Origin of the sequence: Alkalicoccus daliensis (assembly GCF_900103955.1) — a bacterium.
In the GTDB taxonomy this organism is placed as follows: Bacteria; Bacillota; Bacilli; order Bacillales; family Salisediminibacteriaceae; genus Alkalicoccus; species Alkalicoccus daliensis.
On sequence record NZ_FNIL01000007.1, the window covers coordinates 90,788 to 106,727 of the forward strand.

Consider the following 15,940-nt stretch of genomic DNA (forward strand, 5'->3'; position numbering starts at 1 on the left):
GAGAAAAGAGGATTTTCAAATGATTTCAGCTTTTTTGCATGAGGGAAACCTTGTTATAGGAAAGGTGCGCCTTTCGCTCCTTCTGCAGCAGAGGTAACTTAAAACAAAGTTATTCTCTTACTGGGGTAATTTCTAAGGAGCTGAAAGGAGCTTCATGGATGGCGAAGTAAAATAAGGAATCACCGGATATCTGCAGTTCTTTTTCAATTCCTTTATCCGCGAGTAATATTTTTGAGATCCCATTATCCCTTATCTGCCCATACATAATGGGTACTTCCAATCCTTGTTCTGTTTCATAGAAAAAGCCAGCGGCTGAATAGGAATCACTATCATTATTTTCAAAGGCTAAATAAGGTCCGCCTCTGAACCAGCGGTATCCATTTTCGGTTTTCGATATACTCGCAACACCGAGTGTCCCATCAAATTCGTAAAAAATAATCGTTTCATCCTGAAACTCTTCGACAGCCATTACATCAGATGGGTGAGCCCCTTCCGACTGAAGGCCAAATTTAACAGCATCCTCTAAATTTTCATATGCGTCAGCACTGGTGCTTTGGCTGCAGGCGTTCATCAGCAGTAAGCAAAAGAAAATTAGTAAGGCAGAGATGATTCTCCGCATAATATCACTCCCTTTCCGAAATGGATGATAAATCTCTGCCTGTAAATCAGGGAGGAAGTTACTGATTTTTATTTGGGCAGGGAAATATCCTGGGAAAAATCTTTGAAATACTGCTGGCGGTACTCTCTTGGTGAAATATTTTCATATTTTCTAAAAACTTTACTGAAATAATTCGGGTCATGATAGCCGATGGAAAAACATATTTCTTTCAGCGAAGCGTTCGTGGTCTTCAAGAGTTCTTTTGCCTTTGAAATCCTTAAGCGGGTCAAATGATCAATAAACGTTACACCTGTCCGTTCTTTTACGATTTTACTCAGATAGGAAGGTGTCAGATGTGCCTGTCTGGCTGCGCTTTCCAATGTTATATCATTTTGATAATTTTCTTCTAAATACTGTAACGTAGCTTTAATTACATTATGATGTATATCTTCGAGCTGATCGAGACGCTGTCTGCATAATTCATCAAACGTTTGCAGAATCACATCCATACTTTCTAAAGAAACTTCACAACTTTTTATGACTTTTTTATTCCATTTTAATGGCGGATCGGCTGTTCTCGAACATAATAAAAATAAGTCATAAATCTGTTCGCGTTTGTCCTCTGAAGACAGTTTTGGATGAGGCAGTAACTGTGTTAAAAAGTCTGATAGCTGTGAAGAAGCTTCCTGCAGGTTTCCGGAACGAACGGCCTGAATAATTAAATTTTCCAGGCGGTAGTCCACTTTGGCTTCTTCCAGCATATCAGTCTGCTGGTAGAAGACCAGCTGCATAGGACGACTGGCCTTTAAAGAAGCCTGGACTGCTTCCTGAAAAGAGTTAACCAGCAGTTCCGGTGTATTCACTTTGTCACCTGCTCCACAGGAGGCAGTAAAGTTCCTCTTATCCAATACAGGAATCAAATGTTTCCAAATTTCCTGTACCATACTCTTCAAGCTGTTTTCCTCTCCGCCGGTACGAAAAATTATTACTGGAAGCTGACCGCCCTGGAGCGGGCCGAGCAGGCAGTATGGGTAATGATAAAGCTCCTGTTTTAATAATTGATGAACTTCCCTGGCAGTAAAAGAGTTAAAAGGCGTCTGCTGGTGAAAATTTATACGAAGAGCGACGGCTTCATGGAATTGGATTTCAAGTATATCCTGAAGCATGTCTGAGGTCAGGTCAGAGATCCGGTTCTCCAATAAATTTGTAACAAGCTCCGTCTCTGCGAGCAGTTTCATTTGTTCCATCTGGTCTTTCATACTTAAATGTTCCATCCGCTGCAGTGCAGACTTTTCCCGGTGCTGCAGCACCTGCTGCAGTGCAGTACACAGTTCTTCTTCATCATAAGGTTTTAACAAATAATCGTGAACACCAAGAGTAATGGCTTTTTTAGCATAGGAAAAAGTGTCAAAGGCCGACAAAATGATAAAACTAATATGAGGATAGTTCTTTTGAATTTCTTCAATTGTCTGAATCCCGTCCATTCCAGGCAGCCGGATATCCATCGTAATAATATCAGGATGAAAAAGTTCTACAAGTTCTATAGCCTGTCTGCTAGAAGATGCTTCACCGATAACTTCTGTATTGGAAAAGTTAGATTCGATCATTTTTTTTAGCGCTTTTCTCTCCAGTACTTCATCTTCGACAATTAAGATTTTATGCCTCAATCTGAACACTTCCTTTCTTATGCAGAGGTATCTCGAGAATGACTGCTGTTCCTTTGTTCACTTGCGAATTGATTGTAACGAGATTGTCCTTGTCAAAAAGGAGTGAAAGTCTTTTCTGCACATTTTTTAAGCCGATCCCGGTTAAGTGACCCTGCACTTTTTCTCTGGCTGCTGATTGTTCGGGAGTCCGGAGCATTTTTAACGTTTCCTCTGGAATCCCGGCACCGCTGTCTTCCACTTTAATAAATACGCTGTTCTCCTTTTCAAATACATGTATCGTAATCCGTCCGCCGTCCTCCAGTGCATCCAAGCCATGAATAAAAGCATTTTCTACAATAGGCTGAAGGGTCAGTACCGGCAGGCGGACATCTAAATGGTTTGTTTCAATAAAAGTATTTACCTTGATTCTTTCTCCAAACCTGGTTTGTTGTATTTCAATATATTTATTTACATGATTCAGTTCAGCTTCCAGCGTTACCTGGGATTCAATCGGCTGAAGATTGTAGCGGAGCAGCTTGGATATTGATACAATCAGTCCGCTTGACTGCGCAGCACCTTCAATGTAGGAAAGCTTTGCTACGGTATTGAGTGTATTGAACAAAAAGTGGGGGTTCATCTGGTTCTGTAAAGATTTTAATTCCATTTCCTTCAATAAACGTTTTGTTTCTAAGTGTTCAATCTCCTGATTTTTCACTTTTCTTTCCAGCTGTGCCCGGTGCCGCATTTCTTTAATTAATTGATCTACATTGTGTTTCATTTGATTAAAGGTCTGACTTAACACCCCGACCTCATCATTCGTAACACGTACATCTTTTACATCAAAGTTTCCGGCCGATATTTCTGAAGATTGATAAATGAGTGCCTGTACCGGACGCAGAATACGTTTGGACATAAAGTAAGTAACAATGATACTGACAATAAAAAATGCGCCTGCACCATTTAAAGCCAGCAATTGATGAAACTCCCTTTCTTCCAATACGTCAGCATGCATATCATGATAGTCACCCAGCTCTTCATTAATCAGCTGCAGCGTGGTGTCATTGAGCCAGGAAGATATTTTCTCTACTTCTTCCCGGTGCAGAAAGTGTTCACTTGTTCTTTCGCTGTCCTGTGTCTCAATTGCTGCATTCACTTCATGATTAAAATAAGCAAGCATATGATAAAAGTTCTTATATAGGGATGAATTTTCTTCTGATGCCATTACCTCAGCAAATTGTGACTGCATACTTAAAAGCTGTACTTGCCTATTCTGGAGGGCTGTAAGCTGGGACTCATTTTGAATCATCAGGTAATTTTCGAATAACTGATTTGCATGGGCAGTATGCTGAGAAATTTCGTTTAACACTAAAAAACGATCCAGAATCTGGTCATACTGCTCTGTAGTCTGTTTACTATTTGAATAAATAATCCAGGTGACAGCACTCATTGCACAAAGTATTATAACGAAAAATACCATAAATTTATGATGAATCCGCAATGGAAGCCCTCCTTATTAATTTCATTGAAGTTTTCCATAGTATAGCTAATTTTTTCCTATATTCATACCCTGTTATGAAAGCAGCAGCGGCCTGAAAATATTTCTCTGCAGGATTACTGGAGAAATTCTGATTGTTATTTTAAATTCCGGGAGGGGTACTCCGGAAATTTTTTTCCACATAATTTAAAAAAGCTGAAGGTAAAACATGAAATAATGTTTTATCTTCAGCACAGAGTGTTTTATGAAGTAAGAAGTTTTATATGTTTATGAGTTGCTGGGTATTGATTCTCCTATTTTCCGAAGAAACTTGCCTGCTCGTTTTCAGGCAGCGCTTAAAATTCCACAGCTCTGGCAGGGCACAGAACGATACAAAGATACGTCCGGGCAGATATACATTAAAGAATGTTTTGGCTGGGGAAGAACGTCGGCGTTCCTTTAGGAAAGATCGATTAAATTAAAAATCTGGTGAAGATCCTGAATTTCATGATCAGCTTCTATACCAGGATGCGGTTCTTTTTCAAACCGATTCAGCCAGATAGAAGTAATTCCTGCTCGATTCGCGCCTAAAATATCTGTTTTAGGGTTGTCTCCAATCATCCACGTTGACTCTTTCGAAGCGCCGCTTACCTTCAGCGCATGTTCGAAAATTGCAGGATCTGGTTTTCCTTTACCGAATTCTCCGGAAATAATAACATGATCAAAATATGGTGCGATTTCCGGCGTTATCGTCAGCTTCGTGTTCTGCAGCTGCGGGGAGCCATTTGTAAGAAGTACTAACGTAACCTTTCCTTTAAGCTGGTCAAGCACATCGAAAGCTTCATCGAATAAAACCGGAGATTTCTTTCTTTCAGTAATAAACAAAGCAGCAAGTTCTTCTGCTGCAGTTTTTTCCTCCACTCCGAGCTGCTTTAGCCCGTCGTGCCAGGTATGAAACTGATATTCTTCAATGATTGCAGCCATTCGTTCAAATCCTTCTCCGGGATCCTGAAAGCTTCCCCAGAGGCCTTCAAAAGGGTTGATGCCGATCATCTGTGTAAATGCGAATGTATCATAACTGGAATATCTTTCTTTTGCTGCAGCACGTACTGCGGTCTCCAGCTCTTTTGCATCAGTTCCGTATGTGTTTTCTGCATAAGCACAAGTATTTTTAAAAGCCAGTTCAATACTTTTCGCATCCCATAAAATCGTGTCATCCAAGTCAAAAAATAAAGCTTTGTCCATAAAATGTTATGCTCCTTCCAGAATAATAATCCTTTTTCAGTTTAAAGGATTAAAATAATTCTGTAAACTGCACATTTTATTCCAGGTTCGAAGAAGGAATTGAGAAATTGTTAGAGAAATAGTGATTATGATCGAACTTTAAAACGGAGGTTATATTATGACAAAACGAATTGATGAGCAAGGATTGTACACACAGCTGCTTCACGCAGGACAAAGTCCGGATCCCGCAACGGGTGCCAGAGCGGTACCGATTTATCAGACGACTTCTTATGTTTTTGAAGATGCTGACCATGCAGAGCGGCTGTTTTCTCTTGCAGAACCCGGAAATATATACAGCCGGATCATGAATCCTACTGTTGACGCTTTTGAAAAGCGAATGGCCATTTTAGAAGATGGGGTAGGAGCATTAGGTACATCTTCAGGAATGGCAGCAATTACAATGTCCATAATGAATATTGCTCAGGCAGGGGATCATATTGTTGCAGCTTCTCATTTGTATGGGGGAACTTATAATTTATTTTCCATGACGCTTCCTAAATTTGGAATAAAGGTTTCTTTTGTTGATATTACGGATCCTGAAGCAGTAAAAAATGCCATCCAGGATAATACGAAAGCAGTTTTTGCAGAAACAATTGGAAATCCCGGATTAAACGTACTCGATTTTCATACAATATCAGACGTAGCACACGAAGCAGAAATTCCTTTAATTGTAGACAGCACATTTGCTTCTCCTGCAGTATGCAAGCCTTTGCAGCATGGAGCAGACATTGTCATCCATTCGGCGACAAAATGGATTGGAGGGCACGGTACTACGATTGGCGGAGTAGTAATTGATGGAGGAAGATTCCACTGGAATAAAAAGAAATTTCCACATTTTCATGAGCCTGATTCAAGCTACAATGGGCTTGTATTCAACGACTTAGGAGATATGGCATTTATTTTAAAGCTCCGTGTACAGCTGCTTAGGGATATAGGAGCGGCATTAAGCCCGCAGAACGCATTTTATTTACTGCAGGGACTGGAAACTTTGTCTCTGCGTATGCAGCGCCATCAGGATAATGCACAGGCTATTGCGAATCGTCTGCAGAGCCATCCGGCAGTCTCCTGGGTGAAGTATCCGGGGCTGGAAGGTCATCCTTCCCATGAACTTGCAGCAAAGTATTTAAAGGACGGATACGGAGCGATTGTGAACTTTGGTATTGAGGGCGGAGTGGAAGCAGGAAGAGAGTTAATCAAACATGTATCGCTTTGGTCTCACGTAGCGAATGTCGGTGATGCCAAAAGTTTAATTATACATCCTGCTTCTACCACGCATCAGCAGCTAAATCTGGAAGAGAGAGCAAGCAGCGGAGTAACGGAGGATTTGGTAAGGCTGTCTGTAGGTCTGGAAGATCTGGAGGATTTATTTGCAGATCTTGATTATGCGCTCGGCCAGGCTACTGGGAAAGAAGGTCCGGAAACAGAAGAAGACTTGTTTGAGGAAGTGGTGAGGGCAGCGGTAGTCCATACGGAAGAAGGACCACGCCGCAAAAAAATTGTTTCTTTGACTGTAACATCCCAGTCTACGAAAAAATTTGAACGTATAGGATACCGTGTGGAGCAGGCTGCTTCCTCTGATGAACTTGATCATTTCTCCGGAGAAACAGTCGATTATATTTATGCACCGAAAGATGCTGTCTCAGAATTGGAAGAAGCAGTGCGGAAACTGCAGCCATATGGCGTGATTCATGAAGATCCATCTACGATGCAGGCAAATCTTCCAGCTTCTGTCGTTTCAGTATTGGATAAAAAATAGTCTGCGAGCGTACTGAGATTTCTTCTCTTTTTTAGTATAATTAAATTTAAAGAGAGGGATCAGTGTATGTTATTAAAAATGCTGTTGAGCATGGCAGCTTTATTTATGCTAATTGGAGGGTTTGTACTATTTTCACTTCCGGAGGGGAGCCCTGGGGAGTTTTCCTTGGAAAACTCGAGTCAGGGGGCGGAAGACACTGAGCTTTTTTCCGATGAATCCTACCTATTTTTCCTGGAGGATGAAGAAATAGCGGAGTACATTGAAAAAGGCACTTCTGCTTTAGGGGGAGCTGAACAGTACAGGCTTTCAGAAATTGAAAGTACACTGCGTTCAGATGATGCAGCTTTCGTTTATGCAGAACCACCGAGCTTAACTGTAACGACGCAGGCAAGAGAAATATTTTATCATGAAGGCCGTATTCCGGATGCAGAGGAAATGAAAAAACTGTTGAGGGATGACCGGTTTATAATCCAGGTGCGGTATTTGGAAAATCGAGCATATGTATATGATGTTTATATTGAACAAAGTGGCAACGAGATTTCCCCGGCAGAGGAAAAAATAATGGATGAGGGCTCAATGATGACTTTGTTTTTTGCAGTTAAAGATCTTAAAATGAATGAAGAAGCTGTGTTTATCATGGAAGACCCTGTAAATGAAAATTCGAAAGCAGAGTATTCTCTGGATTTCCCGGGCTTGTCAAGATAAAAAGAAGCTGTCTCCATTTATCGGAGACAGCTTCTTTTTTGAGGGCATATTTTCAGCTGATATAGTATTATTCTGCTTCTCCATCCATTATGGCAGGATGATCATCAGCTATTTGTTCGAATACTTCCTGTTCCACCGTGAAATAAACCTGATTCCATTCTTCCACCGATTCTGGGTTCTCACCCTGCTCGGCCGCAGCATCTTCCTGTATCTCGTGCCATATAAATGATTTCGCATACTGGAATTCAAGCTGCTGCTGCGCAATAATAGGGCTCTCATTTTCCATTTCCTCCAGCAGGATACTCAGTTCTGCATCATCTTCAAGTGTGTGTTCTTCCTCTTCCGCTGTATAATTTTGAAATCTTGCCTCATCAAATGTAAATCCATAGGCATCTTCTGCATATGTATTCCAGCCATCAAGCTCTATAGCAAGCCATTCAGCATTTGATTCCACAGCATCTTCTTCAATAACTGCTTCATCTCCCTGCTGAATATAGTACGTATATACTAACGCATGGTCTTCAAAAGCTTCCCTTGAAAAGGATTCTCTTTCATCAGGCATGTAATTGTCCAGTGCTTCCTGAGCCTGAGATTGCAATTCCTCCTGTATATCAGCATCAAGTGAGTCAACAGGTGCGTTCTGCCCGCTTTCTATATTGATAGAATCACCTGAGTTCTGTGCTTCTTCTGCTTCTACAGTGTTATCTTCTGTTGTGGAAGCAGTCGGAGTATTTTGATTTACATCTTGATTCTGAATTACCTGCTGATCTCCATCCAGTAGAAATAACATAGTAGAGAGAGCAATTAAAACAGCAGCTCCAACTCCCAGAATAAGCAGTTTTTGTCTTGGCATTCCTTCACCTCATCATCAATTCATGGTCTTTCTCCTTGATTATACCACGATAAATAAAAATTAAACGAATATAACTATAAGACAGCTTTTGTTACATAAAAAGGAAAATTAGAACTAAATAACTCATTTGTAATACCTAAAAATATAAAAATAAAAAAGCTTATATAGCACTATCGTATTATTTGAGATATAATAATATGCATAAAATAACATTTTGTAGAACTAAAGGAGGGTAATAGATGAAACGCGTGAGGGACTTGTCATTAAAGATGAAAATTTTTGGTACTTTTTTGTTTATCATGCTGTTGTTAGTGGTGGGCGCAGCATTCACATTAATACAAATGAGTGAAATTGGTGAGGAAGTAGATACTTTTACAGATTATAGCGACCGGGCGATAATGATTACTGAAGTAGGTTCATTAGTAAGATCGCAATACATAGATATCGCGGACATGATCCGCACCGGCGGAGAGACGTTTGACGAAGCTGCCTACGAGGCAGATCAGGAGAAACTGAACGCATATATGAACAATTTAAGAGACAGGATGTATTCGCAGCAGACTCAGGATTTATTCTTAAATGTAGAAGTTAATTTAAATTCATTTTATACTACTTATTCGCGTATGCCGGATAACAGTGGACCGCTGCAAAATCAAAGAATGGAAGAACTCGCAGAAAGTCGTTCCATGATTGTAGAGGATACGCTGGAACTTGCAGAAATCATTCAAGGCCAGGCAGAACAGGCTGGAGGTACCGTAAATAATATTGTAGAACAGAATGTAATAGTTTTTATTGTAACAATAGCGGTCATACTCCTGATTGGAGGAACTGTATTTTACTTCCTGGCTGCAGTACTCTCCAGATCACTAAAAACAGTTGGAAAAACGATGAATGAAGTAAGTAAAGGTAATCTGGCAGTGTCAAAATTAAAGGTGAATTCAAAGGATGAACTGGGGAAAATGTCTTCAGCAGTCAATAACATGATTGATCAGCTCCAGAGAATGCTTGGAAGTGTAGAAACTACTGCTGATCAGGTAGCGGCGAGCGCAGAAGAGCTTTTGGCAAGTTCTAACGAAACGAGCAGAGCCACTGAAGAAATTTCAAGTTCTATTCAGGAAGTTTCGAATGGAGCTGAGAGTCAGGTAGAGCAGGCGGCAGAGAATGAAGAAACTGTTTCTCAGATTTCACAGAGTGTCTCAGCAATAACCAGCAGCGTATCTGCCGTAAATAAAGCAAGCGGCGCTTCTTCCGAAAAAGCAGCACATGGAAGAGATGTTATCGGAAAAACAGCAGCACAGATGGAAAAAATAAACGATGTCACAAACCAAATTGACGTTTCAGTTAACCGTTTATCAGAAAGGTCAGGCAGAATAGGCTCGATTGTTTCTTTGATTAATGATGTAGCCGATCAAACCAACCTGCTGGCATTGAATGCAGCTATTGAAGCAGCCAGAGCAGGGGAGCATGGGAAAGGGTTTGCAGTAGTTGCAGATGAAGTACGAAAACTTGCAGAGCAGACAACAAATGCAACAAGTGAAATCGGTGTGCTGATTGAACAAATTCAAGAAGACGTAAAACTGTCAGTTACAAGGACGAAAGAAGGGAAAGAAGCTGTTGACCAAGGTTCATCCTACGTTCTGGAAGCAGGATTATCTTTTTCAGATTTAACGGAAGCAATCCAGAATGTTGCTTTACAGATGAAAGAAGTTACCTGCGCAGTGGAAGAGGTGGAGAGCGGGGTAGAGCAGATTGCCAGCAGATCGAAAGAAACAACAACCGTTGCGGAACAGTCTGCAAGCTATACACAGAATGTGGCGGCCTCTGCAGAGGAACAACTTGCTTCTATGGAAGAAGTGAGTGCCTCTGCAAATCAGCTTGCGACAACGGCAGAAGAACTTCAGGGCATACTTAAAGAGTTCAAAACAAAATAAGCGGAACAAATGAAATCTGCTTTCCATTAACAATGGGAAGCAGTTTTTTTGAATGTAGAAAGCGAATCAGTTTACAAAATCTTAATAGAACTGATGGTTGATTATATAATCAAATGATTATATACTACGTAAGTACTTTCTAATTGTGGTCGAAAAGGAGCTTTCTTATGACAGAAATTATTTTAGCCTCATTAATTTTCTTATTAACTCTTGTGCTGGTTATCTGGCAGCCCCGCGGACTTTCAATAGGCTGGTCTGCTTCTATTGGTGCTGTGCTTGCACTGTTAGCTGGAATAGTAAGTTTTCAGGATGTGGGGGAAGTAACAGGAATCGTCTGGAATGCAACACTCACGTTTATTGCAATTATTATAATTTCTCTTATTTTGGACGAAATTGGTTTTTTCGAATGGGCAGCATTACATATGGCTCGAATTGCAAAAGGCAACGGATTGAAAATGTTCATATATGTTTCCCTGCTTGGTTCTGTCGTAGCAGCTTTCTTCGCTAATGATGGGGCAGCATTAATACTTACACCTATCGTTCTCGCAATGGTAAGAGCCCTTCACTTTAAAGAGACGATGATTCTGCCATTCATTATTGCCAGCGGATTTATTGCAGATTCAACCTCGCTTCCGCTGATTGTAAGTAACCTCGTGAATATTGTGTCCGCAGATTTTTTCGGTATCGGCTTTGTGGAGTATGCGAGTTATATGATTGTACCTAACTTTTTCTCTTTAGGTGCAAGCATTCTTGTACTGTATCTTTATTTTCGGAAGGATATTCCGCAGAATTATGATATGAGCATGTTAAAAGTACCTGCAGATGCTATTAAAGACCATAAGATGTTCCGCTTATCCTGGTTAGTTCTGGCACTGTTGTTAGTTGGTTATTTTGCAAGTGAGTTCATTTATATTGGAAATCCTTTTGCAGAAGGTGAAATGAATTTTCCAGTTTCTTTTGTAGCAGGAGTTATAGCTGTTTTCTTTCTGCTCATGGCAAGAAGAAGTCCCGCCGTGGAAACAATGCGAGTAATGAAAGGGGCGCCATGGGCGATTGTAGTATTTTCGATAGGGATGTATGTAGTAGTCTTCGGCCTGAGGAATGTGGGCCTGACAGATGTACTTGCAGTAGTCCTTCAGCAAGCAGCAGCACAGGGAATGTTTATCGGCACCCTTTCGATGGGTTTTATTGCAGCAATTCTTTCTTCAGGCATGAACAATATGCCTACAGTAATGATAAACGCACTTGCAATTGAAGATGCGAATCTTACCGGACCTATTAAAGATGCATTTATTTACGCGAATGTTATCGGTTCTGACCTGGGACCGAAAATTACTCCCATCGGCTCTTTAGCAACACTGCTCTGGCTGTATGTGCTGCAGCAGAAAGGAATTAAAATTTCCTGGGGATACTACTTCAAAGTAGGTATTATTCTTACGATTCCCACGTTATTCATCACATTAACAGGACTTTATTTATGGATGTTAATTATCGCATAAGCGCAGCTTGTTATTTCAAGTCTGCTGAGAGAATAACCTCCGGAAGCGTATTTTCACAGGCGTCAGCATAGAAACAAATATTTATACAAAGAACTTTTTCAACAGCCTGAGAAGATCCGGGGGAATGACTCCGGATCTTTTTTAGCTTGTTTTTAGACAGGGATTTTTTAGGTGGGTATTCTGTCAATAATGGAGATTATCTGATCACTGTCAAAGGTGATCTGATTTTAGGAGCGGGTTTTTTGTTTTTAACAGCACTTTCTGTCAGCAGGGAGCACTTATCTGATTTTAAAGAAGCTGTTTTATCATTAATTTATTCTAAATAGAGACTTATCTGTTAGTAATGATTTCTACAGAATTATTCCATATATTTTTGTCACGTCTGTCGATTATCTATTAATCAGAACAAATTTGAGTATAGGATGCGGCACCTGCGATTTCTATTACTACACCTGACGCGGAGAAATTCTTCAGCTATCCCTCTCTTTCGTCCGGGATAATCAACACATCTGACTTTACAGATTCTTTTTTATGCATATTTAAAAACTATATATCAGCAACATATTTTCAACAATTTCATAACTTTTTCAAAGACAGCGGTTACAGCCATTGTGCTAAAAAGAAGCCTCCTGTAATATTAATTCTTATGAATTGAAATCGATTTATTTAGAAAGGAAAGAATATAATGACTGAACCACTATCTAGTTTAGCTTTTTTAAATCAGTTCTGGATTATCCTGTTATTTTTAATCCCTATCGTTCTAATTTCCAGAACTGTTGTAGCCGGCACCCGCTACTCTGCTATATTAATCGTAGTAATTTTCGGACTGGCTATGGGATATATCCTTGAAGTAAGTGAGGTATCCAACCCAGGGTTGAATGACTTTCCGCTTGTTGGTTTTATGGCCCAGACCACAATCATCGCCCTTGTAGCTTCGTTTTTTGTAGGGGGACAGGAGCTGCGGAAAATTCTCGGGAAGAAAGATCTGGAAGGCTCTGATATGGTTACTCCGTCTGATGAGGAGATACTGCTCGGCACCAGCCGCACGCAATTTTTCTTTATTGTTCGTGCCTTTTTTATATTGCTCGGGGTGCAGGGATTAATCAGCCTGCTGCTTGGAACCAATCAGGGAGAGCTGAGTTCTTACTATCCGATTATTGCCTATATTGGCTTTATTGGGGCAGTAATTCTGATTGATAATAAAGCAGTTATTACGAATAAGCACCTCTATTTGCGGAAAGGGCTGCTTGAACTGGTTTTAATTGTAGGAGTACTGCTTTTATCGTATTTTATTGCACAATTGATTGCGCCAATGATTGCACTGCCGCAGATTTTCTTTGCCATGATGATATCTGCTGGTATCGGTGCTGTATTTTACCGGTGGGAATTTGGTCCAACGATGCGCTCGCTTCTTTTTGCGGGAATTCCTATCGTATTGGCTGCTAATTTTCTTGTCGGTGGTTCCCGGATTGGAGAAGCTTTTGAGATCCCAGGGGTTAACGCTGTGCTTGTTTACGGATTCTTTGGCCAGCTTCTCTGGATGTTCGGGGGAATCGCGCTTCTCATGTTTTTTGCTCGGACTACGAATGCGCGAAACCTTGCTCCGGGCATGGCAGGAGCCTTGTCTCATTCAGGACTGACCGGAGCATGTACAGCAGGTGATTTTGGGAAAATCGCTGCAAAAAGAGCGCCGATTATGATCAATGTTCCATTTTTTGGCCACATTTTTGTTTTTTCTGTGTTAGCAGTAAGCGCAGATCAGGGAAGTTTATGGATATGGCCGGCCCTGCTTATTGTTGCGGTAGGAGTTGGCCTCACTATTTTGGCCTTAACAAATTTACGTAAGTCGAAGGGAGAAGATCGAAAAGAAGTGACTGCTTTAATGCAGTTTTCCTTTGGCTGGCAGCTATGTGCAGTGTTTGGAGGTTTAGCTTTTCTGAGTATGAGTTCTCTTGCCATTGACTATGCTGCGATGGCCCAGGCTTCCGCTATCTCGCACTTCGGGTTATTTGCTGCAATTCAGGAAGGAATGTTTGGTTCAGATGCAGCGCTGCTTATTCCGTTTGTTTTTTCTATGCCATTTCTGGTGCATCCGCTTGTGTTTTTCATGTTTGGAAGAGCAATGGAAAACAATGGAGACATGCCGGTGATTCCGGTTTATATTATGGCAGGAGCGGGTCTGTTAGGGATCTTAGCTGCACTGTTTATTTAAATAATTATGAAAGGAATGCTGATTGTTCATGTAAATCAGCATTCCTTTTTTACATTCTGCAAGTATGAAACTTTAATAATCAAAAAGTACTGATGTTTTCTTTAGAGTTGAAAGTGAGTTACAGGAGAGAGCTCTTCCTGCAGCGAAAAGCATCTTCCGAACTCGAAATTTCAAATTAATATGACAGCCTTGTAATTTTAAAATACAACAAAATAAAAACGCTTACGAAACCTCCATCCGTGGTATTAGGTAGGGAAAGCAATTTTAGTGAAAAGGAGAGGAGAGACTATGGCTTATATGAAGCAAATGTGGCAGAAAGCCTGGGAAAGCCATGATCGTGTCAAGGAGCTGCTTCTGTTCCAAAGCAGAGTCGGCGGTGGAAAAGATGACAGCGAAAGTGAGCGAAGAATGGCAACTACTTCAGGAAAAATGACAGGAACCTACCGTCAGCCCTCTCCAGATGGAAGAGATTTCACACGAAAGCAGCTGGTCGGATTAATCTTAGGACCGTTATTATTCTTCGTTATTTATTTCTTTTTTCAGCCGGAAGGACTTCCTGTTGAAGCCAGAGGGGTGCTTGCCGGCACAGCCTGGATCGCTACATGGTGGATTACAGAAGCAATACCTATTCCCGCAACATCACTGCTTCCAGTGATTTTATTTCCACTGGCGGCGAATCTGGGGACGGGGGACGTCACTTCAAATTACGGAGATGGAATTGTATTCTTATTTCTTGGTGGGTTTATCATTGCACTTGCATTGGAGCGGTGGAATTTACATAAACGGATCGCTCTGAATATCATCTACTTTGTCGGAACAAGCACAAATCGAATAATGCTCGGATTTATGCTTGCCACAGGTTTTCTTTCCATGTGGATATCCAATACTGCAACAGCCATGATGATGGTGCCGATTGGAACAGCAATTATTTATCAGCTTTCCGCCCTGGTAAATGATGACACGATAAAAGATGCGGAAGAACAAAAAGATAAATTCGCGAAGAGTTTAATGATCGCTATTGCCTTCTCCGCTTCTATTGGGGGTCTTGGCACTATTATCGGAACGCCGCCGAATACTATTCTTGCTGGACAGCTGCGGGAGATATTTGATATTGACCTGGCTTTTGCCCAATGGATGATGTTTGGAGTTCCACTGGCAGTATTATTAATTTTTATTGCCTGGATTTACTTGATTAAATTTGCATTTCCGTTAAAAATGAAAGAAATACCAGGAGGAAGAGAAGTAATTTTTAACGAAAGAAAAGCACTGGGAAAGATGACAGGAGATGAAAAGTTAGTATCTCTTGTTTTCGGCCTTACTGCTTTAGCCTGGATTTTGCGAGTGTATGTACTGCAGGAATATATTAACCCAAATATTGATGATACATTAATTGCTATCACAGGCGCAGTGGTATTGTTTTTAATTCCGTCTACACAATACCAGGGAGCAAAACTGATGAACTGGGATACTGCGAAAAATGTTCCCTGGGGGATATTGATTCTCTTCGGCGGCGGTCTTGCTATCGCGGGTGGGTTTTCAGAAACAGGTCTGGATACCTGGCTTGGGGAGCAGTTATCTGTGCTTGCAGGCGTACATTTTATTATTTTAGTGCTGAGCGTTACGCTGATGGTAACATTTCTAACAGAAATTACCTCTAATACGGCTTCCGCCACGATGCTTATGCCGATCATGGCCTCACTTGCCTACGCTATAGATGTACATCCGTTAACGATGATGGTACCGGCAGCAGTTGCTGCTTCCTGTGCCTTTATGCTTCCGGTAGCTACTCCGCCGAATGCGGTAGTATTCGGTTCAGGGTATTTAAAAATGATTGATATGATCAAGGCAGGATTCTGGATGAATTTGATTTCGATAGCAATGATAACCTTATTCGTAGTACTCCTGCTGCCGGTCGTTTTTGGAATTGATTTAACAAGTTTCCCATCTGGGTTGGAATAAAAGAATATTAAAATGAATGCAGC

Annotated in this window: 11 protein-coding genes; 6 read left to right on the forward strand and 5 right to left on the reverse strand. The window is 40.9% G+C overall.

The window, feature by feature from the left end; all coding sequences use genetic code 11:
• Positions 1-109: 109 nt before the first annotated feature.
• The 4 genes from BLP92_RS11820 to BLP92_RS11835 all read right to left on the reverse strand — a co-directional run bounded on the left by BLP92_RS11820 (position 110) and on the right by BLP92_RS11835 (position 4,963).
• Positions 110-619: a hypothetical protein gene (locus tag BLP92_RS11820; RefSeq protein WP_090843160.1), complete on the reverse strand. Its 510-nt coding sequence runs from the start codon at positions 617-619 to the stop codon at positions 110-112.
• 68 nt (positions 620-687) lie between these two features.
• Positions 688-2,265 (reverse strand): response regulator transcription factor, encoded by a 1,578-nt coding sequence (locus BLP92_RS11825; RefSeq protein ID WP_139148952.1) that lies wholly within the window; start codon positions 2,263-2,265, stop codon positions 688-690.
• Positions 2,255-3,742: a sensor histidine kinase gene (locus BLP92_RS11830; protein WP_090843162.1), complete on the reverse strand. Its 1,488-nt coding sequence runs from the start codon at positions 3,740-3,742 to the stop codon at positions 2,255-2,257. The genes BLP92_RS11825 and BLP92_RS11830 overlap by 11 nt, the downstream gene beginning before the upstream one ends.
• A gap of 435 nt (positions 3,743-4,177) precedes the next feature.
• Positions 4,178-4,963, reverse strand: a complete 786-nt coding sequence (locus BLP92_RS11835) for an HAD family hydrolase (protein WP_090843163.1) — start codon at positions 4,961-4,963, stop codon at positions 4,178-4,180.
• Between the two features lie 157 nt (positions 4,964-5,120).
• On the opposite strand from BLP92_RS11835, the gene BLP92_RS11840 reads away from it, so the two are divergent.
• Positions 5,121-6,758 carry an O-acetylhomoserine aminocarboxypropyltransferase/cysteine synthase family protein gene (locus tag BLP92_RS11840; protein ID WP_090843164.1) on the forward strand — a complete coding sequence of 546 codons (1,638 nt, stop codon included), beginning with the start codon at positions 5,121-5,123 and terminating at the stop codon, positions 6,756-6,758.
• A gap of 66 nt (positions 6,759-6,824) precedes the next feature.
• Entirely contained in the window at positions 6,825-7,463 is a 639-nt protein-coding gene (locus BLP92_RS11845; RefSeq protein WP_090843165.1) for a hypothetical protein, read from the forward strand.
• A gap of 67 nt (positions 7,464-7,530) precedes the next feature.
• Here BLP92_RS11845 and BLP92_RS11850 read toward each other — a convergent pair whose 3' ends face one another.
• On the reverse strand, positions 7,531-8,316 hold the full coding sequence (locus BLP92_RS11850; protein WP_090843166.1) for a hypothetical protein: 786 nt from the start codon (positions 8,314-8,316) through the stop codon (positions 7,531-7,533).
• Between the two features lie 239 nt (positions 8,317-8,555).
• On the opposite strand from BLP92_RS11850, the gene BLP92_RS11855 reads away from it, so the two are divergent.
• From BLP92_RS11855 to BLP92_RS11875, 4 genes are all read left to right on the forward strand, one after another.
• Entirely contained in the window at positions 8,556-10,247 is a 1,692-nt protein-coding gene (locus BLP92_RS11855; protein WP_090843167.1) for a methyl-accepting chemotaxis protein, read from the forward strand.
• A gap of 167 nt (positions 10,248-10,414) precedes the next feature.
• Entirely contained in the window at positions 10,415-11,746 is a 1,332-nt protein-coding gene (locus BLP92_RS11860) for an arsenic transporter (RefSeq protein WP_090843168.1), read from the forward strand.
• Between the two features lie 685 nt (positions 11,747-12,431).
• On the forward strand, positions 12,432-13,958 hold the full coding sequence (locus tag BLP92_RS11870) for a hypothetical protein (RefSeq protein ID WP_090843170.1): 1,527 nt from the start codon (positions 12,432-12,434) through the stop codon (positions 13,956-13,958).
• Positions 13,959-14,246: 288 nt separating this feature from the next.
• The gene (locus BLP92_RS11875; protein ID WP_090843171.1) at positions 14,247-15,917 is read left to right on the forward strand and encodes an SLC13 family permease; all 1,671 of its coding nucleotides are present in this window, start codon (positions 14,247-14,249) and stop codon (positions 15,915-15,917) included.
• Positions 15,918-15,940 lie beyond the last annotated feature (23 nt).

Bases quoted from the DNA above. Each gene is read 5' to 3' on its own strand.
- BLP92_RS11820 (WP_090843160.1), bottom strand. From the start codon at position 619: ATGCGGAGAATCATCTCTGCCTTACTAATTTTCTTTTGCTTACTGCTG.
- BLP92_RS11835 (WP_090843163.1), bottom strand. From the start codon at position 4,963: ATGGACAAAGCTTTATTTTTTGACTTGGATGACACGATTTTATGGGAT.
- BLP92_RS11840 (WP_090843164.1), top strand. From the start codon at position 5,121: ATGACAAAACGAATTGATGAGCAAGGATTGTACACACAGCTGCTTCAC.
- BLP92_RS11845 (WP_090843165.1), top strand. From the start codon at position 6,825: ATGTTATTAAAAATGCTGTTGAGCATGGCAGCTTTATTTATGCTAATT.
- BLP92_RS11850 (WP_090843166.1), bottom strand. From the start codon at position 8,316: ATGCCAAGACAAAAACTGCTTATTCTGGGAGTTGGAGCTGCTGTTTTA.
- BLP92_RS11855 (WP_090843167.1), top strand. From the start codon at position 8,556: ATGAAACGCGTGAGGGACTTGTCATTAAAGATGAAAATTTTTGGTACT.
- BLP92_RS11860 (WP_090843168.1), top strand. From the start codon at position 10,415: ATGACAGAAATTATTTTAGCCTCATTAATTTTCTTATTAACTCTTGTG.
- BLP92_RS11870 (WP_090843170.1), top strand. From the start codon at position 12,432: ATGACTGAACCACTATCTAGTTTAGCTTTTTTAAATCAGTTCTGGATT.
- BLP92_RS11875 (WP_090843171.1), top strand. From the start codon at position 14,247: ATGGCTTATATGAAGCAAATGTGGCAGAAAGCCTGGGAAAGCCATGAT.